Raw genomic sequence first — 21,794 nt, 5'->3', positions numbered from 1 at the left:
TCATCATAAGCCAAGAAGGAGGGACAAATATTGCCAACCGTTGATATCGCTTCGATTCAAGAGGCCCTAGGTCATACCGACGATTTTATCATTCGAGAACTGAATATGGGCGAGGACAAAGCCGTGCTTCTCTATTTGGAAACGATGTGCGACAAGGCAAAAATTGAACTTAGCCTTCTTAAGCAGTTACAACGTGAATCCATTGATGGGCAAATAGCAATTCCTATGGAAGAACTGCTGACCGCTACCAAAGTGAAGCCCTGCCTCTCGGTGCATGATGCTGTTGACGCTCTGCTCGAAGGCAGCGCCATCATCTGCAGCGAAGCAGCGGGTCTCTGCTACAGCTTCGATGCCAGTCAGCCAAACAACCGCTCTCCAGAAGAGCCAGTGAATGAGCGCTCCTTAGGGGGCAATCGAGACGGTTTCATTGAGCATTTGCAGACTAATCTGAATCTGGTTCGCAAACATCTGTCCACTGGTAAACTCAGAGTGCGTTATTTCAAGCTAGGCATGAACGCCAATCGTCAAATCGCTATGGTATGGTTGGATGGAACAGCCGATACGGAAATCGTAAATATTGCAGCTAACCGTATATCATCAATGACATCATCACACGACTTGCACCCCGGCCTAATTCGGAAGCAGCTGCGGGAAAGCAAGTATTCCATCTTTCCGCAAACCCTCAGCACGGAACGCGTCGATTTTGCGGCCGCTCTGCTTGCCCGCGGCAGGATCTGCGTGCTATGCGACCGAAGCACTTCATGCCTTATTCTCCCCGTTTCTTTTTATACGTTCCTGTTGACGGTGGACGACCTCTTACAAGGCACTATGCCCTCGTTATTGATGAGGATGGTCAGAGTACTTGGATTGCTGTTCGCCCTATTTCTGCCAGGTCTTTATATCACGATTGTCGGCTTCAATTATGAAGTCCTTCCGTTCTCGATGGTTAACACCATCAAGAGCTCCCTGGAAAATGTACCCTACCCCCCGATATTTGAAGCGTTACTCATGATTATGATTTTCCAGCTCATTGCTGAGGCCACTCTCCGTCTGCCCTCGACGCTTGCCCAGATGACGGGTATCGTCGGCGGTATCACCATCAGTGAGGCACTCGTCCAAATTGGTTTCGTGTCCAACGTCCTCATTGTTATCATCGCGCTTACGACGATCGGGAAGTTTGTGATTCCATCGAATGAGTTACGCTCCTCAACGACGATAATGCAGTTCGCACTTATTATCGGGGCAACAATCTTGGGCTTTTACGGTATGATGTTTGTGTTTGTTATCATCCTCATCCACTTCCTTGCCCTGGAACCATACGGCGTCCCGTACTGTTTGCTGGTCAGGAGCATCAAACGATGAAGACCGTAAATATGCCCATAGGTTCCATTCAGTTGTTCTGCCTGCTATTCCAAGCGCAATTCGGTCTTGGGTTCTTATCTATCCCGCATGCGGTTAACGCCTATGCCGGGTCGGACGGCTGGATTGCCTGCCTGTTCGGCGGCCTATTGAATACTATTCTATTGATTCTGGTCTGGATCCTTAGCAAGCACGACAGGAGCAAAACCGTTTTCCAGATGCTATTACAGCGGCTCGGCCCGTACTTAGGACGCTTTTTCATTCTGGCGTTTGCCGTTTATGCGTTTACCATATGTTATGAAGCCCTTGCGAGTTGGATTTTTATAACGCATTTATGGGCTTACGAGTATGTTCCCGCTTGGATGCTGGCGCTGCTGCTCATAGGCGGATGCACCTATCTCGTTTCCTATCCGACACGTGTTTTCGCCCGCTTCGCCGTGTTCGCCACGGCGTTCGTTCCATTGTTCATCGCGCTGATCTGCTATACGCTCAAGGATGCCGATTTTCACTATGTGAGGCCTCTATTTTCTTCCGGCTTTGTAAAAATCGGTCATGGCGCTTGGGAAAGCATGATGTCGTTTATAGGCTTAGAAATTCTTCTGGTTCTTTCGCCTTGTTTACAGATGCCGTCTAAATCCGTCTTGCGCACTGCGATTTTCTGCAATATCACAATCACAGCCATCTATATGCTCTGCGTGTTCTCTTCGACGGTCATTTTCAGTTCCGAAATAATCAATTTCATCCGACATCCGCTGCTGTTTCAGGTCAAAACGATATCGTTTAAGATCATCGAGCGAACGGATATCATCGTGCTGGCTGTTTGGATCCTGTTTATTATCACTACATTATCTACTTATCTGTTACTGTTTGTGTCCTCGGTGACTGCCATCGCAAGTCCCAAGAAGGGAATCAAACTTCCGGCGCTGATCGTGAGCGCGCTTGTCTTGATCGTGCTTGGCCAACGGGAGCTGGATGTCTCGCAATTAAATCGCGTCCAAAGCTTCGTCTCCCTTTATGGGCCGGCAGCGGTATTCGGGATCCCGGCAATGATGTTGATGATGATCTACCTTAAAAAATGGCTAACAGGGGGGAAAGGAGTTCGAACATGAAGCCATACATAGGAAGCTTGCTCCTAGTTCTCCTCCTTCTAGGGTTGACCGGGTGCTGGGACCAACGCGAATTGAAGGAAATACGGATCGAGGATGCAGAAGCCTTCGACTTGCTCGAAAACGGCAAGATTCTGTTTTCTATATCCGTTCCGACCATAAAGTTAAAGAAAGGAGCCCAATCCGAAATCGTTGTGCCAGTACTCGGCGCTGAAGGAAGGACGATCAACGAGGCTTACGTGGAAATTAAGAAAACGGCTTCCCAAAATCTGGATTTCGGGAAGACACGCATTATACTCATCAACAAACGATTGGCACGAAAAAGCTTGTATCCCGCGCTGGAGTCGTATTACCGAGAACCCCATAGTCCGATCAATGTCAAAATGGCCATCGTGGATGATTCCGCAAGCAAGTTGCTGCAGTTGAAAGCGGAGGATCGATTGATGGTCAGTGAGTATCTTTACGAATTGCTACAGAGTGGCGAAGATAACGGTCTGATTCCGAAAGCCTCTCCTTATTTAATTTATTCGATGTTAACGGAAACCGGTACCGACGCTACGATTCCGATCGTCAATCCAAAGGGCGCAGACCGGGCTAAAATAACGGGACTCGCGCTATTCCACAAAAAGCAGCTGACCGGCGAGCTTGACAGCAAAGCATCCATGGTCTTCATCATGCTCTCGAAATTCAAGCCTGAGTATTTCACTATCACCGAGAAGGACATTTCTTCCAACATGAATGTTTCGCTGTTCATGAACCGAGACGGCAACCGTAAAATTGACGTCACAAACGACAAGGGCTCCGTCAGGGCGGTTATAAGTGCCGACTTCACTTGTGACCTAGTAGAAGTGCCTGATACTATTCACTACGATGATGAAATGCTGAAGAAGCTCGGTTCGCAATTGGAGCAAAAGTTGAATGAGAGGGCGAAGGAAGTCATTAAGGAGCTGCAACAAGCTAATTGCGATGCCTTAGGTATTGGGTTGCAAGTAAAAGCGCATCATTATCGCTATTGGAAAACAATTCAATGGGACGATGTCTATCCCGAAATGTCCATCGAACCCAAAATCACCGTAAACGTCGTCAAAAGAGGCCTTTTGGAGTAAGGCAAAGCCGCATAATGATAAATCTGTGTTTGAAGAATTGCTCAGGCTACCGAGATGCTCGGTAGCCTTTTGAAGTATCGGGCAGCGTTCCTATTATGTAGAAAAAACCTTCATGCAAGCTCACGCTCGCATGAAGGTCCTAAAATTAAAAGCCAAAATATTGCTTAGCATTGTTGTACGAAATGCCTTGAACCAACTGCTTCAGCAGCTGCTCATCGTTCGGGAACTCGCCTGCTTCTACCCACTCACCGAACATATTACACAGGATTCGGCGGAAGTAGTCATGACGCGTGTAGGACAAGAAGCTGCGCGAATCTGTCAGCATCCCGACAAAACGGCCAAGCAAACCAAAGTTACCCAATGATTTCATTTGAGATACCATGCCATCCCGTGTGTCATTGAACCACCATGCGGCGCCTAGCTGGATTTTACCAGCGATGCCTTCGCCTTGGAAGCTGCCCATCAAGGAAGCTAAAATTTCATTATCCCGAGCATTCAAGGAGTAAAGAATCGTTCTTGGCAACGAACCTGCCACAGCCAAGGAGGACAACAATCCTGTTAATGCTCCAGCCACTGGGCTGTCTCCGATGGAGTCAAAACCTGTATCTGGACCTAGCGTAGCGAAAGCATGTCCATTGTTGTTTCTTGAAGCGTTAATGTGATACTGCATCGCCCAATCCAACTTCTTGTAGATGCCGCCTAAGAATAATAGCGTGAACGCCTTGTATTTCTTTTCATCTTCCAAGCTAACAGGCTGACCAGCAAGTCCTGCCGCGAAGATCGCATCCACTTCTTCTTTGGTCGCTGCTGCGTAAGGTACATAATCAAGCGCGTGGTCAGATACTTTACAACCTACGGAGTCGAAGAAGACAGCGCGGCTTTCTAGACCCGCTAGCAAATCATCATAGGAGCGAATTGGCGTACCTAGCGCTTTTTCTAATTGTGCGATCCAAGGAAGGAACGTCGCACGATTGATTTCGAGTGCCTTATCCGGACGATAGGACGGCAACACCTGCGTATCAAAGCCTTCAATTTCTTTAATTTTGATATGATATTCCAAGGAATCCACGGGATCGTCTGTCGTACAAATAACCGTTACTTTGGAGTTGGTGATCAGGTCTCTAGCGCGTGATCCGCCTTCAGCCAGCTTCGCATTCACTTTTTCCCAAATCGCTGGTGCATTCGCCTCATTAATAATATCATTCACACCGAAATATGTTTGAAGCTCCATGTGTGACCAGTGGTACAACGGATTCCCAATCGCCATCGGAAGCGTCGCGGCCCAAGCTACAAAGCGATCATAATCACTTGCTTCGCCAGTAACCTTGGACTCATCAACACCATTAGCACGCATCATCCGCCATTTGTAATGGTCACCATATAACCAAGCTTCCGTTATGTTGTTGAACTGCTTATTTTCATAAATTTCTTTAGGACTTAAATGGCAGTGATAGTCAATAATCGGTAGGTCTTTGGCATATTCATGAAAAAGATGTACGGCGGTTTCATTCGTAAGTAAGAAATTCTCATCTAAAAACGTTTTCATAAAGCACTTCCACCCTTCTTAAGCTGAATGATCTGCCCCCTATTTTAGCAAAAAATCAGCTTAGAAATCTTGCGATTTCGTGCTTTTATTTCATAAAATATGCATATCTTGACATCCATTTGGGCTCTCAGGGGTTAAGGAAGCATTTTTCCTACATTCGAATTCGTTTCTACTTCTTCTGGGATCGATTCCGTTGCACCAGGCACATGACGTGCTTTGAAATTGATAAGGTCAGAAGAAGAAATACTAATTTGCACCCGTCCAGGCAACGTGTGCGCTCGAATTAAAATAGGCTGATTATAATCATTTCTAAAACTAAAATCCGGCCCACCCCAATTGACTGTCGCATCTCTTCCATGCGGCACATACGGCACCGATCTACTGTGAGAGTATCTCTCAATAATCGTAAGACCTGCGCGGTCTACCGCATTAAAAAGCGTTGAGGATATTTGACAAATCCCACCGCCTATCCCCTCGGAGAATTCCCCCCTTACAATAACCTTAGCTGACATATATCCCCTGCTCGGTGTTCGAACACCAACCACCCGATTAAAGGAAAACGTCTCATTCGGTTGCACAACATAGTTGTTAATTGCCTGTGCAGCTAATTTGAGATTATTAACACGATGACTATTGCGCGAATTAAAATAGGTAACATAATAGCCGATAGGACGGACTCGTATGCTGGCAAGCAGTTCACTGTCTACTTTGGGATACATAATTTGAAGCGGCAACGCCACTTTCATGGGACCTTCTGCATAGAACTGTCCATAAAACTGATCGATAAACACACGACGATTCAGCCTAGCGCCTGCGATCTCTTTTACAATTGTCCCGTTGTCATGAATCGTGGCGTTGATCGGTTTGCGGTAAATCGACTTGTCAATTCGCTCTGCAAGCTTGTCTAATTTCTGAGTATCAACCATCGGCACATCCAGAAGTTGTATCGTGTAAGGCTCCCGCTGAATCTGGGCCATCGGCTCTCCATGAGAGTTTTCAGATAGTTGAAAAGGTACTTCTTTGGGCTGAGCTAGCAGCAGTAGGCCCAATAACCATTCATAACGCATGACGCAACTCACCTCCTGCCACTAGTGTAAACAAATGTCAAAATTCCATGCAATGACAACCAGAATTGAGCCATTTTTCAAACGGTAAAATTTATTTGACAGTCTGCTAGCAGAGCGATAAACTTCAAGAAAGACGGAGTGAGAAAACCTCTATCGAGGCCATTCAAAGATGAGCGACCGCGTTTAGAGGTAAGTTTTATCGCCAATTAGAAAGACGTTTTCGGGAACCGAAAACTTATACTTTCTAATGTGGAAAAAGGAGGATTTTTCTAATGACGTTTGAACAAAATCTCGAGAAATATGCGGAGCTGACGGTACGAGTTGCCCTCAACATTCAGTCCGGTCAATCGCTTTGGATTAATGCGCCAATTGGGCACCCCGAATTCGTGCGACTCATCTCCCGCAAAGCGTATGAAGCCGGCGCCAAGCATGTACATATTGAATGGGTGGATGAAATCTGCACGCAAATCCGCTATACACACGCACCTGAAGAATCGTTCAACGAGTATCCAACTTGGCGTGCGCAAGCGCTAACGGAATTAGCTGAAAACAATGGTGCCTATCTATGGATCGATGCTGATAATCCAGAGCTGCTTAAGGATGTGGATCCCGCTCGTATTGCTGCGAATGGCAAAGCGGCTGGTCCTAAGCTAGTCAAATGGCGAGAATATATGTCCTCCTACAAAATGACATGGTCCATCATCGCTGCGCCTTCGCTCGCTTGGGCACAGAAGGTATTCCCTGAACTCGAAGATCAGGCAGCCGTAAATGCCTTATGGGGTGCGATCTTCGAAGCTACCCGTGTAGATCAAGAAAATCCGGTACAAACGTGGCAAGATCACAACGCCACTCTCCGTAGCAAACGGGAACAATTGAATGCGAAGCAATTCCATAAAATTCATTATCGTGCGCCGGGCACTGAGCTTACCGTTGAACTCTCGCCTCAGCACATCTGGCGCGGCGGATCTGCTACGAACGAAACGGGTGGCTTCGATTTCAACCCGAACATCCCGACAGAGGAAGTGTTCATTTCCCCTAACCGCTTAGGGACGAATGGCACGGTATGCAGCTCCAAGCCATTAAGCTACCAAGGAAGCTTGATCGATAAATTCTCGATCACTTTCGAGCAAGGCCGCGTCACGCACTACACGGCGGAACAGGGATTTGAATCGCTGCAAGCCATGATCGAGATGGATGAGGGTGCGCACTTCTTGGGCGAAATCGCTCTTGTGCCGCATGTCTCCCCGATTTCGAACACGAATTTGATTTTTTTCAATACACTTTATGATGAAAATGCTTCAAATCATTTGGCCCTCGGCAGAGCCTTCCCTACCTGTATTGAAGGCGGCACGAAGATGACCAAAGAAGAACAACTGCAAGCTGGGCTTAATGATAGTCTCATTCACGTAGACTTTATGATCGGCTCCGCGGAGATGGACATTGACGGTGAACATGCAGATGGTACGATAGAACCTATTTTCCGTAAGGGAAATTGGGCATTTTAAGAAGGAAGAGCTTGGATTGTAGGTAGTAAACTACGATCCAAGCTCTTTTTGCATAGCTGTAAAAAAGGATTTCACAAACGAACAAAGAAAACATAGCTTCATATAGTAAAGAAGGATGGTTACATGAAGTTTGGGAATGTTAGTCAAAGGAGCGTAACCTGAGGATTTATCATCTAATCATTCAATCAAAAGGAGTTGATCCGATGAGTATCAAACCGAAAATAGCTGCAATCAGTGTCAACTTTGATCTTGGGGCTGGTCGTCGGGGCGCAAGTCAAGGGCCTAAGGCCATTTTTGAAGCAGGATTACTTCAAACGTTACACCAAATGGATTATACCGTTGATCACGTTGCTGATTTGCGTTTGGATAATGAAACAGTTGCTCCCTTAGATGCTCAAGTGGATACGACAAATTTGAAGCATTTCGCTGAGGTTATTGAGATCAATACCCAACTAGCTGAACAAATTTCTCACGTCGTGAGCCAAGATTATTTCCCACTCATTATCGGGGGCGATCATAGTATTGCCATTGGCACCATTGCGGGATTATCTAATCATTATAAGCAGTTAGGGGTCATTTGGATTGATGCACACTCTGACTTAAATTCAGCAGATACAAGCCCGTCTGGAAACATACACGGCATGTCGCTTGCGGTCAGCCTTGGCATCGGGCATCCCTTATTGACCAACATGAAAGGTATAAATCCGAAGGTAAAGCCAGAAAATATTGTGCTTATCGGAGCTCGATCTCTGGATGAAGGTGAGAAGAAACTAATTCGCTCCCTTGGTATCAAATGCTTTACCATGTACGATATTGACCGCAAAGGCATGGCACACGTGATGCAAGAAGCCATTGATTATATTAAATTAAGAACAGATGGCGTTCATCTCAGCTATGATGTTGATTCTGTGGATCCTATTGAGGCACCTGGCACAGGGACTGCCGTCAAAGGCGGACTTCAATTCCGTGAAGCTCATCTCGCCGTCGAAATGCTGCACGAAGCAGGTATTGTGACTTCTGCTGAATTTGTTGAGGTGAACCCGCTGCTCGACGATAGCAACAAAACCTCCGAGTTAGCGGTAAGCCTTATCAGCTCCTTTTTCGGTGAGCAAATCTTATAAGCTGTACATTTTCGAAAGATCGGAATGATAAATGTACAAATAACCCCCGCTCCTTATGGAGACGGGGGTATTGTCATTTCGAACATTTAATCTGCTGGTCGAAGCAATCTGTCCCCTGCTATCCCAGGCGTGGTCATTTGAATCGGATTCAGAATTTCTTCAATCTCCTCCTGTGTGAGAAGTCCTCGTTCTAAGATGAGTTCCTTTAATGTGAGTCCTGTGCGAACCGCCTCTTTGACAAGCTGCGCGGCAACCTCGTAGCCAAGATGCGGGTTTAAGGCTGTAACGATGCCGAAGCTTTGTTCCACGTAATTCTTACAGCGCTCACGATCAGCCTCCAAGCCCTCAATTGCGAAGCGTTCAAATACGTCGGCTGCGTTTCGTAATATTTTAAGTGATTGCAAAAGATTAAAGGCTAAGACAGGCCCCATGACGTTAAGCTCAAATTGACCTGCTTCACAGGCCAGACAAATCGTATGGTCATTGCCAATGACTTGGAACGCCACCTGATTCACAACTTCCGGCATCACTGGATTTACTTTTCCCGGCATAATCGAAGACCCTGGCTGTCTAGGAGGCAGCTTCAGCTCACCTAACCCTGCGCGAGGCCCAGAGGCCATCATACGAATATCATTGCATATTTTCGATAGGTTCACGGCGCATACTTTTAAGGACGCAGACAATTCCGTGTAGGCATCCATGTTTTGAGTTCCGTCTACCAAGTGCTCCGAAATCTCAACTGGAATCCCCGCTGCGCCTTTCAGATGAAACATGACACGTTCCACGTATTCAGGCTTCGCATTAAGCCCGGTTCCTACGGCAGTAGCGCCCATATTGACGATCAAAAGCCCCCGCATGGCCTGCTTGATTCGATTAATATCACGCATCAACACGCGCGCATAGGCGCCAAATTCTTGTCCCATACGGATCGGCACGGCATCTTGGAGGTGTGTCCGGCCCATTTTAATCACATCATCAAACTCAATTTCCTTCCGCACAAAAGCACTTTGTAACGAGCTTAATGCTTCTATTAATTGCTCAGACAAGCGGTAGGCAGCTATTTTAATCGCTGTAGGAATTACGTCATTCGTCGATTGCGACATATTCACATGGTTATTCGGATTGCAGTGGAAGTAACTGCCCTTGTCTTCACCTAGCAGCTCTAAGGCCCGATTCGCCAACACTTCGTTCATATTCATATTAATGGAGGTACCTGCTCCGCCTTGAATGGAATCTACGATAAATTCCTCCACAAGCCGTCCCTCACTTACTTCTTCAGCCGCTTTGACTAAAGCTTCACCTATTTTCTTAGGCAGCATGTGGGTATCCATATTCGCTAGCGCAGCTGCACGCTTCACTTGGGCTAGTGCCGTAATCAGCTCCACATGAATGGTAACACCCGTAATGGGAAAATTCTCAATTGCTCTCATCGTTTGAATGCCATAATAGGCATGAGAAGGGACTTGCTTTTCACCTAAAAAGTCTTTCTCAATGCGAAAAGTCATCGGAACCATCCTTTATCACTTCATATTTCATTCCCAAAGCTTTCATTGAACCTGACGCGGCCTCAAGTCCACTATCGTGGTTATTTTTAGCTTAAAAGTCAGGGATATGCACGGGTCGGCTAAAGTTTGCGTAGCCTCGCCTATTTTTCAATTATATACTTAGGAAGACATCGAACGCTAATACTAGAATACAATGAAGTACAACTGAAGGTGATTTGACCACATTTAGGGGAGGAATTCACATGGCTACGCAAAGCTCCTATCTCATTGAACTAACAGAGAAATATGGTGCACGTAATTACCATCCACTGCCGCTTGTTATTTCCAAAGCAGAAGGTGTTTGGGTGGAGGACCCCGAAGGTCATCGATATATGGATATGTTGAGTGCTTACTCCGCTCTGAATCAGGGGCATCGCCATCCGCATATCATAAAAGCATTGATTGAACAAGCGGGTAAGGTTACCTTGACCTCAAGAGCCTTTCATAGTGAAACACTTGGATTGTTCTATGAGAAATTGTCGCTATATACAGGCAAACCTATGATTTTACCGATGAACACCGGCGCAGAAGCGGTTGAAACAGCCATCAAAGCTGTTCGCCGCTGGGGTTACGATGTCAAAGGAATTCCGAGCGATCAGGCTGAAATTATCGTCTGTGAGGGTAACTTTCACGGTCGTACCGTGACGATCACGTCGTTCTCTTCCTCACCAGAATATCAGCGAGGGTTTGGGCCTTTCACGCCAGGCTTCCGCATCATTCCTTATGGGGATGCTGATGCGCTGCGTGAGGCGATTGGACCGAACACGGCTGGGTTTATGGTGGAGCCCATTCAGGGCGAAGCAGGTATTGTCATCCCGCAGGATGGTTATCTGCGGGAATGCTATGAGCTATGCCAAGCGAATAAAGTGTTGTTCGTTGCGGACGAAATCCAGACTGGATTCGGCCGTACAGGCCGCCGCTTTGCCAGCGACTGGGAAGGCGTCACGCCGAACCTGTATGTCTTAGGCAAAGCCCTTGGCGGCGGTGTGTTCCCGATCTCGGCGGTGGCCGGAGATCGCGAGGTTCTTGAGGTGTTCGAGCCAGGCTCTCACGGCTCGACGTTCGGCGGGAATCCACTCGGCTGCGCCGTGGGGATCGCCGCTCTTGAGGTGCTCGAAGCCGAACAGCTCGCAGAGCGTTCGGATGAGCTTGGGGCTTATTTCCTGAAGCGGCTTCAGGAAATCAAGTCGCCGCGGATCAACGAGATTCGCGGCCGCGGATTGTTTATCGGCATTGATCTAACCGTTGCCGCACGTCCTTTCTGCGAAGCACTGAAGGAAAAAGGCCTGCTGTGCAAGGAAACACATGATCATATCATTCGCTTAGCGCCTCCACTTATCATAACGAAGGATGAGCTGGATTGGGCTTGGCAGCATCTATATGATGTGCTGAATGAACAGTAAACAACAACAACAACAACAACAACAACAACAACAACTACAACTACAACAACTACAACTACAACAACAAACTATCTCGCGGTTCTACGCCTTCAAAAGGTGAAAACTACAGATCCATACACATTGCCACTGCCGCGTACGAATTAGTCGATTTTTTCGACTTACACTCTCGATTTGACTCTGTTGCGGCCGAGTTAGTCGATTTTTTCGACTTACACTCTTGATTTGACTCTATTCCGGCCATGCAAGTCGATATTTTCGACTTACATTCTCGATTTGACTCTTTTGCAGTCGAGTTAGTCGATTTTTTCGACTTACACTCTCAATTTGCATCTGTCGCACTCGAGTAAGTCGATTTTCCCATGCAATACGTCCCTGCATACTATCAATTCTCAAAACAACAAGAGACTCCCACACTTCCACAAGGAAGCATGGGGAGTCTCTTAATCATTCTCATACAAACACAAGCTCCCCAAATTGTTGAGGAAGATGAAAATTGACCTTCCCCGTAGGCGACCAAGCCGAATAATGCCGGGTGCCGTCGCGATCATCATCGATCCGGAATACATTCCAATGCCAAACCGTTCCCGGCAGAGGCGCGCCAACATCATCCAAGTCCGCAAATGGTATCCGCACATCATAGATGAGCCATCCATCGTCTTCAGTACCCGACGTGACCTCTGCTTGAAATCCTTGCGCCATCCAAGAGGTATCCACCTCTATATTCCCATCCAGCGTATTATGAATTAACGCATCGAATAAGACGCCCCGCGGACTTACTTCAAACTCGTAGTAGGTCCTGCCTCCGCCGAATGGATCAAGGAACACCTCTACGACGTCCTCCTTATAAAGAGGATCGTCACGCCGCGTCATTGTCGCGACAACATGATCATCTTTACATTCATATCGGATATGTAAGCACGCCTTCGTCCAGCAGGCACGAAAACGAGTTTCCAACCTCGTAGCTTCCTCCGTCACCACATCAAGCAAATAACCAATTTGCGCTTCTGACCAATTCCACTGAGTAACGTCTTCGATGTAACAACACTCATATTTCATCCCTGTTGCCAATTCCTCACCTCTACCTTGCATACTTTAACTCTTATAAACAATATTAATATCAAATTCCTTCGATAGGAAGTGCGAAATTTGATCGCGAGACTCCGACTTCACATCTTTGAGCCAAGAGGCATCGAAACGCTCAATCACTTCAATACGTAAGTCCTCATACTTACTTTTCGCCTTTTCCGTTTCACCCGCACGATTGGAGGTGTAAAGAAACAAGGTTATACAAGCAAGCAATAAGCCGCATAATACTTTACTGGCTATCAAAAGCTCTAAGATCAGCAGGGCATTACCACCTGAACGTACGATCACATGACGATACAATAAGAAGATGACGAAAAGCAGGATGCCGCCCGTAAGAATGGATAGAATGGGTTGAATTTTTTTAAGTTTGTCCCATTTCACCTTTCGATCTTGTAACTCTTTCAGCATAGCTTCTGTATCATCACTCACATTAATAGTAGGTCCAAACACAGCATCTCCCCCTCATAACCATGCTATGCTTGTCTACTGCTTTTCTTTACAAAAAAAAAGACCAAGAGCATCACTCTTCACGCCTCGCTGAAGATGCTCTTGATCTTAACCTATTATTAGAAGAAATAACTTCAATAATTTCGAAATTAGAAACGTTTCTTTCCTACAAGAAACTTTTTGTTTCCTTTTTTAGATGTTACGGGTACATGCTTGTAGCTGCGTACCATTTGCGTTTTACAAAGCGGGCAGGTTGGTAATGCTTCTGTCACGAATTCTTTGCGAACCCAAGCTTTACAATCGGTTCCTTTACATTTCCAAATCTCAATCTGTTCAACTTCCGGTTTCTGTTCTTCCGTTACAATACTCGTTGTTGTAGACATTTCAATTATGTGCTCCCTGCTTCGTAGATTAGACTACTTATTATTATACAGATTGGATCGAATATCAAGTCTTTCCCGTGTTCAAAAGTATTTACCAGTGGTAGAATAGACAAAGCGATTGCAATTTAGACACAAAATACAAAGGCAGGAATATCGCATGACCAATCTACTACTTGAATGGAAGCAGCAACTCGGTGGTTATAGCCGAAATATTAAGCTGTTTTTCTGGTTTAATTTCGTTTGGAACTTAGGCATCAGTATGTTTGGCCTGGTGTACAACCTTTATGTAAGAAGTCTGGGCTACCATCAAACTATGGTCGGCAGCTTAGTTGGCATGACCGCGCTCGCCGCGGCTATCATTCTGATCCCAGCGGGAATCATGAATGATCGATTGGGACCGAAGCGCGTCATCTCGTTTGGCCTGATTTTCACGATTGCCGCGCTCACCGCGCGATCACTCATCGAAGCCAACGAAGGCATGATGATTTCTGCGTTCCTAGGCGGCATGGCGTTAGCCCTTGTTTCGGCCACGATACTGCCCTTTATGGCGAATAACTCCTCACCGCAGCAAAGGGTGCATCTGTTCAGCCTTAATATGGCGCTGGTTATGCTTGCTAATGTCATTGGCATTTCCCTTGGCGGCATCCTGTGTGATTTCTTTCAATTCCTGATTGGCGTGGATGAGATACATAGCCTGCGATACACCTTATTAATTGGTGTTGGGATCGCAGCTCTTGGCGTCCTTCCTATGTCTTTATTTGAGAAGAGTGAACAAGAGGAAGTAGCACCTCAACGCGAAGCATTGAACTGGAAGCATACTTGGCGTGAACATAAAACGTCTATCCAAGTTATTAGTATTTTCTGCTTACTTGGTTTACTATCTTCACTCGGCGGCGGGATGATCGTTCCATATCTAAATGTGTATTTCGAGGATCGCTTTGAAGCTTCCAAATCCGCCATTGGGATCGTCGTAGCCATGGGACAAGCAGCGACAGGCGTCGCCTTCCTGATCGGGCCTATGATTGCTAAGCGCTTTGGTGAAGTCAAATCGGTTGTGTATTTGCAGTTAAGCTCCATTCCCTTTCTGCTGTTAACTGCCTTTTCAGCTAACTTCTACTTATCTTCTGGCGGGTATTTATTCCGTCAAGCCCTGATGAACGCGGCGAATCCTTTCTACAATTCCATCAAAATGAGCTACGTACATCGTTCGCTTCGCGGTCTTGCATCAAGCTCGGGAGAAGCTGTTTTTAACCTAGGTTGGTTTATTGCCTCTCCGATTAGTACTGGCCTTGTTTTCCGATACGGCAGTTATTTCGGCTATGCGTACGCCTTCTGCATTACCGCAGTCGTATATTCTGTCATTTCCTATCTGTTTTATTTCTTCTTTGGTAAGCAACGATTCAAAACCCTTGAATAATCCCACATAAAATATCTCTTTTCCCTCGTTGACGTAGACGAAGGAAAGGAAATACAATAGTATGATAGCGCATTCATTCTATACGAGGGGGTCGCTGCCTATGCGGAATAAAATCATCTTTAATGGACAGAGCATTGTATTAACATGGTTAATTTCATATATCGTAATCCTCCTATTACCGGTAGCGATTGGACTATTACTATATATAGAGTCCAACCGTACATTAAAGGAAGAAATTCAGCAAGCAAATGACTCCTTGCTAAAGCAAGTACGAGAAGTGATGGACAACCAGTTCAAAGCCATGGAACAGCTCAATTTTGAGATTACATGGAATGTGAATATTCAAGAGCTGCTCTATTCCAACAAATATGAGACCTATCCCAAAGATTTACCTTATGATACGTATCAAATAGCAAAGAGTTTATCCTTATACAAAACCTCCTACCCGTTGATCGACTCCTTTTATATTTATTTGAATAAAAATCAGTCTGTCATTCTCCCAACTACCGTTCGTTCGAAAGAATTTGCCTACGAGACCTTACATAAAAGCAATGATTTCTCCTTCAATTCCTGGCAATCTATCATGACACACAGTAATTTCAAAGGATTTATCCCCATGTACCGAATTGGCGACGATAATAGCCTTCGTAAAACTGTGGCGTATGTGAGTACTTATCCCCTTGAACACGATAAGCCGCTGGCTACGAATGTCATTATGATCGATCAGTCGCGCATACTAGGTGCCATTCAGAATATGGAAATATTCAATAAAGGCCATGTTCTTATTCTCAATGAACAAAATCAAGTTCTGGCATCCAGCACCTCGAGCACAATGCCTGCGGATTTCCCGTATGCCAACCTGGATAGCGCAACGAACTTCTATTTTAAAAGTAATGATGGCGAGAAGTATGAAGTATTTAATATTCAATCACCGCGTTCCAAGCTCAAATACGTCTCGATTATGCCTAGCACAACTTATTGGCAAAAGGCCTCACATATCCGCAACCTAACTTATTTAAGCATGATCATAAGTCTAATAGGCGGAGGTTTACTGACGTTTGTCTTCCTAAGAAGAAATTACAACCCTGTTCGCCGCTTAGTTCACGCCTTTTCCAAGAAACAGACGCTCGAATCCGGCAAAACCTACAATGAATTTCATTTTATACAGGAAGCTCTAGACAGTACTTTAATTGAGATGGCTGATTTCAAAAGTAAGGTCGAACAGCATCGGCATATCGTACGCTCGCATTTCGTAGAAAAGCTATTAAAAGGAAAACTAGATGGCAAAATTCCGATCGCAGAGGCATTAACGACCTTTGATATGAAGCTGGATCGGAAAGAATTTGCTGTCATGCTCTTTGTCATCGATAAGAGTGAGTCCTTTTTCGAACGAATAACGCATTCATCCGACGAGGAAAAGTGGAAACTGCTTCAATTTATCGTCATCAATGTGGTAGAAGAATTAGTGGCACAAAAGCACCGCGGCTATGTGGCCGAAATTGATGATACACTTGCTTGTTTAGTTAATCTTTCGATGGCCAATGGCCATAGTTCCAAAGAGGAATTACTTCGTATTGCAGATGAAGCACAAACCTTCCTTGCTTCTACGTATGATATTCATCTTACAATCTCAATTAGTAACGTATACGAGCATATTTCCTTGATTCCACAAGCCTTTTTAGAAGCATTAGATGCCATGACCTACAAGCTCGTTATGGGTGGACACGAAATTCTAGCCTATAACGATCTCAAGCCAAATACTCACTGTGATAACCTTTCTGGCTATTATTACCCGCTGAGTGTGGAGCAACAGTTTCTCAATGCTTTGAAATTCGGTGAATTATCCGATGCTCGTCAAATCCTACGTGAAATTATCGAGAAAAACTTTGAAGGATCCGGCATATCCGTTTCACTGACCAAATGCCTGATGATGTGCCTAGTGTCCACCATAATGAGGAGTTTGAATCATATTGACGGTATTCAGGAAAGCTTCTTCATCCGCAATCCTAAGCAGCTTGATCGCCTCTTAAGCAGTAAAACCGTCCAAGACATGGAGCTTCAGTTAGGTGAGATGATTGAACAGGTATGTGCCTTTACTGCAGCCAAACGGCAACATGCCAATTCATTAACCAAGCAGAAAGCACTGCAGCAGCTCGTAGAGCAAGTAAACACCTATATTGAGCACAATTATACCGATGTGAATTTAAATGTGACGATGATCGGCAGTCATTTTGACCGTAAAGCAACTTATTTATCCAAGATTTTTAAGGATTATGTCGGCGAAGGATTGCTTGATCGGATTAACAAGGTGCGGGTCGAGAAGTCCAAACAACTGCTCAAAGGGAAAGAACAATCGGTTGGCGACGCGGCATACGGGGTAGGCTTCAATGATATTAACGCTTTTATTCGTGTGTTCAAAAAGGTAGAAGGCATTACGCCAGGCAAATATAAGGAAATGCTTGAAAAATGAGAAAAACTAACGACATAGCAGATCGAGATAAGAGCGGGCAACCGCTCTTATTTTCGTAAAAAGTCGCAATACCGGTGTACGAAATAAGGTTATTTCACCCGAAATTGGCTTTTTTCATGAAAGGATTGGATATTTTGTAGATACTTTCGGCAATTATCGAGACGCAATTGGAGAAATTGAAGATACCATTCATGTAAGCGTTACCATATAGTTAGGGTATGGCACAGGTAACTAACCCATAAGACTTCCGAAGCTTGTTTTTCTGGTGAATTTCTCAATACCCCAGTTACGATTACGATGCCAGTTTTTCTTTTCTGGCAAAAAACTTTGAGGAGGTCTACACATGCAAAGAAACAGTAAAAAAATGTTCACCATGTTGGTTACCACATCTTTAATGGGAAGCTTAGTAGTTGCTTGTTCGTCCAATTCTTCAACTACTAGTACAGCTAGTCCAGCAGCTTCATCAGGTACAGCAAATGCTTCTACAGCGCCAGCCGGTGCAGCTGTTACTTATCCACTCAAAACGGACAAAACCTTAACTTACTGGGGCGAGCTTCCAGGTAACTTAACTGGGGTTAAAGCGACGCACGCGGATACACCATTCTTTCAAAATTGGCAGAAGGCCACTGGTGTCCCTTTAAAATTCACAGCACCGCCAACCAACCAAACGACGCAATCACTTAACGTCTTGCTAGCAACTGGTGATCTGCCTGACATGATCGAATACAACTGGCAAGGCGAGTTCCCGGGCGGACCAGAGAAAGCGATCAAAGACGGATACATTCTCAAATTGAATGATACGATAGATAAATTTGCACCGAATTTGAAGAAATATCTGAAGGAACATCCCGAAGTGGATAAGCAAGTTAAAACAGATAACGGAAGTTACTACGTATTCCCGTTCATCCGCGGCGACGATTACCTGCGTGTCTTCCAAGGTCCAATTGTGCGTAAGGATTGGTTAGATGAGCTTGGACTTCCTGTTCCTGAAACCATCGATGAGTGGTACACAACACTTAAGGCATTTAAAGAGAAAAAAGGCGCAACAGCCCCATTCTCCGTGGTATCTGTTCCTAGACCCTTCCAAGAATCTGGTAATGGCGCTTTCCTCAGTGCTTTCGGTGTAACGCGTGACTTCTTTATTGACGACAGTGGCGCCATTAAATTTGGCCCGGCTGAGAAAGGCTACAAAGACTATCTCGCAACCTTCCACAAATGGTATGCCGAAGGCTTGATTGATAAAAACTTTGCAACGGCAGACAGCAAAGCAATGGATGCGAACATGGCTTCCGGTGCTACGGGAGTAACAGTCGGGAACGCAGGTGGCGGTATCGGTAAATTCCAGCCGCTTATTACAGCGAAAGATCCTAAAGGCGTTCTGATCGGCGCTCCTTATCCAGTTCTCAAAAAAGGCGACATCGCGATGTATGGTCAAAAAGACCCTGCGAATGCACCAGGCGGATCTGTTGCCATTACGGCTTCTTCCAAAAATATCGAAACAGCTGCCAAGCTTCTTGACTATGGCTACTCACAAGAGGGAGGCATGCTCTTCAACTTCGGTACACCAGGCGTTTCTTATAACCTAGATAGCTCCGGTTATCCGAAATATACAGATTTGCTCATGAAAAATCCGGATAAGCTGGCACCAGCCCAATCCATGTCCTTGTATATTCGCGGTAACTATAACGGTCCTTTCGTACAAGACAAACGTTATATCGAGCAATATCTGGCTATGCAATCCCAACGCGACGCCGTTTCCATTTGGTCAAAAACCACTGTAGACAAACACAAAATTCCGCCAGTCACTGCAACACCTGAAGAAAGTACAGAGCTTGCTAAAATCATGACAGATCTGAACACACTTGTTGATGAAATGACACTCAAAATCATCTTGGGAACAGAGCCTGTTGATAGCTTTGATAAATACATGGAAAAGTTCAATTCCGTGAAATTGAGCCGTGCGATCGAAATCAAAAAAGCATCACTAGATCGTTATAACAAACGGTAGAACGTAACATTGGGGCGGGGAGCATGAGCTCCCCCTCACCATGTATGCAATTTCCTCGGCGAAAGGAGAGATATGATGCGTAAAACAGCGGAGGCTAGCTTTTCTGTACGCTTCAAACGCGATTTTCTATTGAATAAATACTTATACCTTATGATGGTTCCCGTCCTGGCTTACTACTTTATCTTCCACTATGCGCCGATGTATGGAGCCATCATTGCGTTCAAAGAGTATACTCCCATTAAAKGGATACTAGGCAGCCCATGGATCGGATTCCAAAACTTTCATGATTTCTTCACCAGTTATTATTTCTGGCGGATTCTCAAAAATACAGTGGTAATCTCACTTTATACCTTATGTTTTGAATTTCCTGCCCCGATCATTCTGGCCATTCTGATTAACGAGTTGGCGAATAAGAAGTTCCAACGGTTTGTGCAAACGGTTACTTATATGCCTTACTTTATCTCACTCGTCGTCATCGCTGGAATGATTAAAGATTTTACCAATAATGGCGGCTTAGTGAATAACCTACTGACTTATTTTGGCGCGAATGATACAGCGATGCTGCAGAAGCCTGAGCTGTTCCGTACGATATATGTATTATCCGAAATTTGGCAAAAAATCGGTTGGGAATCCATCATTTATTTAGCTGCACTCATGAGTATTGATCAAGAGCAATACGAAGCTGCGAAAATGGACGGCGCGTCTAGACTAAAATCGATTTGGCACATCACCTTGCCAGGTATTCTACCTACCATTTCGATCATGTTCATTCTGCGAATGGGGAATTTGCTCAACGTAGGCTTCGAGAAAATTATTTTGCTCTACAACCCAAGTACCTACGATACGGCTGATGTTATCTCCTCCTTCGTTTACCGCAAAGGCTTGCTCGAATTTGGATGGAGCTATAGCGCCGCCGTTGGCCTATTCAATTCTGTTATCAATCTAGCATTGCTCATTACAGCCAACAAAATTAGTAAACGAATTAGTCAAAATAGCTTATGGTAGCGGAGGAGGGGCCAAGATGAGAGCCAGCTATTCAGACCGAATATTTTACGCAGTCAACCATGTTCTATTGATTTTGTTAGTGATTGTAACGCTTTATCCGCTCATCTATGTCGCTTTCGCTTCCATTAGCGACGGTGGACAGCTCATCACGCACAAAGGGTTCCTCTATCGCCCTCTGGGCTTCAGTCTAGAAGCCTACAATAATGTATTCAGTAATCCCTCTATACTAAAAGGGTATCGCAACACGCTATTTATTCTCGTCTTTGGTGTTTCAACCAACCTCATTGTCACAGCCTTAGGCGCCTATGTACTCTCCCGTAAAAATGTCATGTGGAACAAAGTGTTTATTTTCATCGTCATCCTCACCATGTTTTTCAGCGGCGGACTTGTCCCGATCTACCTCGTCGTGAAGGGCGTTGGATTAATCGACTCCTTATGGGCAACCATTTTACCTTTCGCCGTCAATACCTTTAACTTAATTATTATGCGCACTGCCTTTATGGCCGTTCCCGAAAGCTTGGAAGAATCAGCCAAAATGGACGGTGCCAACCATTTCACCATTTTGTTTAAAATCATTATCCCGCTTTCCATGCCTGTTATCGCGGTAATGATCTTGTATTATGCCGTTGAGAAATGGAATGGATGGTTCTGGGCCTCGATCTTCCTGAAAGACCGAGAGTTATATCCACTTCAACTGACTCTACGGGAAATCTTAATCGCGAATAACACGGATATGATGTCCTCAGGCGCGAATGCGGCCGATCAGTTTCAGCTCGGGGAAACGATCAAGTATGCCACCATCATGGTTGCCTCTGTCCCGATTCTCATCCTCTATCCTTTCGTTCAAAAGTATTTCGTGAAAGGCGTCATGATCGGCGCTGTCAAAGGGTAATGACCAAACGTCGTCCGATTTTTCGGACTAACTCGGATCGGATTATTCCCTCTGCAGCTAATAGTCCGAAATTGCCGAATTAATCACATTGACTCCATTATTAAATCGTATTTAGTCCTAAATAGCCCAACTAAATCGACCAAAACAACTCTCACACAGGCAAAAAGAGGTAAATAATTCGGTGGAATCGGACTATTGGTATTTTTTCACAAGTAATCCTCGTTTTAATTCGGAGATATCGGACTAATGCAACTTCTGGCGTTAGCCGCACTTTATCCACCAGTTACACTTGCCGTAATCGCACAAAAGCCGAGGCTGTGGCAGCCTCG

At 45.2% G+C, this 21,794-nt stretch carries 17 protein-coding genes; 11 read left to right on the top strand and 6 right to left on the bottom strand.

The window, feature by feature from the left end; genetic code table 11:
* Positions 1–30: 30 nt before the first annotated feature.
* The 3 genes from AC1DVJ_RS07395 to AC1DVJ_RS07385 are packed head-to-tail and all read left to right on the top strand — an operon-like array spanning position 31 to position 3,571.
* Positions 31–1,362: a spore germination protein gene (locus AC1DVJ_RS07395; RefSeq protein ID WP_477589553.1), complete on the top strand. Its 1,332-nt coding sequence runs from the start codon at positions 31–33 to the stop codon at positions 1,360–1,362.
* Positions 1,359–2,468 (top strand): GerAB/ArcD/ProY family transporter, encoded by a 1,110-nt coding sequence (locus tag AC1DVJ_RS07390; protein ID WP_477589552.1) that lies wholly within the window; start codon positions 1,359–1,361, stop codon positions 2,466–2,468. Before AC1DVJ_RS07395 ends, AC1DVJ_RS07390 begins: the two co-directional genes overlap by 4 nt.
* Positions 2,465–3,571, top strand: a complete 1,107-nt coding sequence (locus tag AC1DVJ_RS07385) for a Ger(x)C family spore germination protein (RefSeq protein WP_477589551.1) — start codon at positions 2,465–2,467, stop codon at positions 3,569–3,571. The genes AC1DVJ_RS07390 and AC1DVJ_RS07385 overlap by 4 nt, the downstream gene beginning before the upstream one ends.
* A 145-nt stretch (positions 3,572–3,716) precedes the next feature.
* On the opposite strand, the gene uxaC is transcribed toward AC1DVJ_RS07385, so the two are convergent.
* A complete protein-coding gene (gene uxaC / locus AC1DVJ_RS07380; protein ID WP_477589550.1) occupies positions 3,717–5,117 on the bottom strand; it encodes a glucuronate isomerase in 1,401 nt (466 codons plus the stop codon).
* A gap of 134 nt (positions 5,118–5,251) precedes the next feature.
* Positions 5,252–6,184, bottom strand: coding sequence for a VanW family protein (locus AC1DVJ_RS07375; protein WP_477589549.1), 933 nt, complete (start codon positions 6,182–6,184; stop codon positions 5,252–5,254).
* Between the two features lie 272 nt (positions 6,185–6,456).
* Here AC1DVJ_RS07375 and AC1DVJ_RS07370 point away from each other — a divergent pair, with 272 nt between their 5' ends.
* Together AC1DVJ_RS07370 and rocF are read left to right on the top strand one after the other, a co-directional pair.
* Positions 6,457–7,689, top strand: a complete 1,233-nt coding sequence (locus AC1DVJ_RS07370) for an aminopeptidase (protein ID WP_477589548.1) — start codon at positions 6,457–6,459, stop codon at positions 7,687–7,689.
* A gap of 203 nt (positions 7,690–7,892) precedes the next feature.
* On the top strand, positions 7,893–8,810 hold the full coding sequence (gene rocF / locus AC1DVJ_RS07365; protein WP_477589547.1) for an arginase: 918 nt from the start codon (positions 7,893–7,895) through the stop codon (positions 8,808–8,810).
* 86 nt (positions 8,811–8,896) lie between these two features.
* Here the strand turns inward: rocF and AC1DVJ_RS07360 are convergent, their stop codons facing one another.
* Positions 8,897–10,324, bottom strand: a complete 1,428-nt coding sequence (locus tag AC1DVJ_RS07360) for an aspartate ammonia-lyase (RefSeq protein ID WP_477589546.1) — start codon at positions 10,322–10,324, stop codon at positions 8,897–8,899.
* Positions 10,325–10,557: 233 nt separating this feature from the next.
* Between AC1DVJ_RS07360 and AC1DVJ_RS07355 the strand changes: the two genes are divergently transcribed.
* On the top strand, positions 10,558–11,757 hold the full coding sequence (locus AC1DVJ_RS07355) for an ornithine--oxo-acid transaminase (protein ID WP_477589544.1): 1,200 nt from the start codon (positions 10,558–10,560) through the stop codon (positions 11,755–11,757).
* Positions 11,758–12,207: 450 nt separating this feature from the next.
* Here AC1DVJ_RS07355 and AC1DVJ_RS07350 read toward each other — a convergent pair whose 3' ends face one another.
* From AC1DVJ_RS07350 to AC1DVJ_RS07340, 3 genes are all read right to left on the bottom strand, one after another.
* Entirely contained in the window at positions 12,208–12,846 is a 639-nt protein-coding gene (locus AC1DVJ_RS07350; protein ID WP_477589543.1) for a carbohydrate-binding family 9-like protein, read from the bottom strand.
* Between the two features lie 3 nt (positions 12,847–12,849).
* Positions 12,850–13,293, bottom strand: coding sequence for a DUF2663 family protein (locus tag AC1DVJ_RS07345; protein WP_477589541.1), 444 nt, complete (start codon positions 13,291–13,293; stop codon positions 12,850–12,852).
* A 146-nt stretch (positions 13,294–13,439) separates the two neighbouring features.
* Positions 13,440–13,673 (bottom strand): cold-inducible protein YdjO-related protein, encoded by a 234-nt coding sequence (locus tag AC1DVJ_RS07340; RefSeq protein ID WP_477589539.1) that lies wholly within the window; start codon positions 13,671–13,673, stop codon positions 13,440–13,442.
* 157 nt (positions 13,674–13,830) lie between these two features.
* On the opposite strand from AC1DVJ_RS07340, the gene AC1DVJ_RS07335 reads away from it, so the two are divergent.
* From AC1DVJ_RS07335 to AC1DVJ_RS07315, 5 genes are all read left to right on the top strand, one after another.
* The gene (locus AC1DVJ_RS07335; protein ID WP_477589537.1) at positions 13,831–15,090 is read left to right on the top strand and encodes an MFS transporter; all 1,260 of its coding nucleotides are present in this window, start codon (positions 13,831–13,833) and stop codon (positions 15,088–15,090) included.
* A gap of 100 nt (positions 15,091–15,190) precedes the next feature.
* Positions 15,191–17,560: a helix-turn-helix domain-containing protein gene (locus tag AC1DVJ_RS07330; protein WP_477589536.1), complete on the top strand. Its 2,370-nt coding sequence runs from the start codon at positions 15,191–15,193 to the stop codon at positions 17,558–17,560.
* 343 nt (positions 17,561–17,903) lie between these two features.
* Complete coding sequence (locus AC1DVJ_RS07325; RefSeq protein WP_477589534.1) at positions 17,904–19,568, top strand: type 2 periplasmic-binding domain-containing protein; 1,665 nt, start codon at positions 17,904–17,906, stop codon at positions 19,566–19,568.
* Between the two features lie 75 nt (positions 19,569–19,643).
* Complete coding sequence (locus tag AC1DVJ_RS07320; RefSeq protein WP_477589533.1) at positions 19,644–20,573, top strand: ABC transporter permease; 930 nt, start codon at positions 19,644–19,646, stop codon at positions 20,571–20,573.
* 16 nt (positions 20,574–20,589) lie between these two features.
* Entirely contained in the window at positions 20,590–21,465 is an 876-nt protein-coding gene (locus AC1DVJ_RS07315) for a carbohydrate ABC transporter permease (RefSeq protein ID WP_477589531.1), read from the top strand.
* The last annotated feature ends 329 nt before the right edge of the window (positions 21,466–21,794 follow it).

It is taken from the genome of Paenibacillus sp. P4_A9, assembly GCF_056402415.1.
This window is presented reverse-complemented; position numbering and strand designations above follow the sequence as displayed.

Excerpts from the sequence above, each read along its gene's own strand:
- AC1DVJ_RS07390 (WP_477589552.1), top strand. The coding sequence starts at position 1,359 with ATGAAGACCGTAAATATGCCCATAGGTTCCATTCAGTTGTTCTGCCTG.
- AC1DVJ_RS07385 (WP_477589551.1), top strand. The coding sequence starts at position 2,465 with ATGAAGCCATACATAGGAAGCTTGCTCCTAGTTCTCCTCCTTCTAGGG.
- uxaC (WP_477589550.1), bottom strand. The coding sequence starts at position 5,117 with ATGAAAACGTTTTTAGATGAGAATTTCTTACTTACGAATGAAACCGCC.
- AC1DVJ_RS07375 (WP_477589549.1), bottom strand. The coding sequence starts at position 6,184 with ATGCGTTATGAATGGTTATTGGGCCTACTGCTGCTAGCTCAGCCCAAA.
- AC1DVJ_RS07370 (WP_477589548.1), top strand. The coding sequence starts at position 6,457 with ATGACGTTTGAACAAAATCTCGAGAAATATGCGGAGCTGACGGTACGA.
- rocF (WP_477589547.1), top strand. The coding sequence starts at position 7,893 with ATGAGTATCAAACCGAAAATAGCTGCAATCAGTGTCAACTTTGATCTT.
- AC1DVJ_RS07360 (WP_477589546.1), bottom strand. The coding sequence starts at position 10,324 with ATGGTTCCGATGACTTTTCGCATTGAGAAAGACTTTTTAGGTGAAAAG.
- AC1DVJ_RS07355 (WP_477589544.1), top strand. The coding sequence starts at position 10,558 with ATGGCTACGCAAAGCTCCTATCTCATTGAACTAACAGAGAAATATGGT.
- AC1DVJ_RS07350 (WP_477589543.1), bottom strand. The coding sequence starts at position 12,846 with ATGCAAGGTAGAGGTGAGGAATTGGCAACAGGGATGAAATATGAGTGT.
- AC1DVJ_RS07340 (WP_477589539.1), bottom strand. The coding sequence starts at position 13,673 with ATGTCTACAACAACGAGTATTGTAACGGAAGAACAGAAACCGGAAGTT.
- AC1DVJ_RS07335 (WP_477589537.1), top strand. The coding sequence starts at position 13,831 with ATGACCAATCTACTACTTGAATGGAAGCAGCAACTCGGTGGTTATAGC.
- AC1DVJ_RS07330 (WP_477589536.1), top strand. The coding sequence starts at position 15,191 with ATGCGGAATAAAATCATCTTTAATGGACAGAGCATTGTATTAACATGG.
- AC1DVJ_RS07325 (WP_477589534.1), top strand. The coding sequence starts at position 17,904 with ATGCAAAGAAACAGTAAAAAAATGTTCACCATGTTGGTTACCACATCT.
- AC1DVJ_RS07315 (WP_477589531.1), top strand. The coding sequence starts at position 20,590 with ATGAGAGCCAGCTATTCAGACCGAATATTTTACGCAGTCAACCATGTT.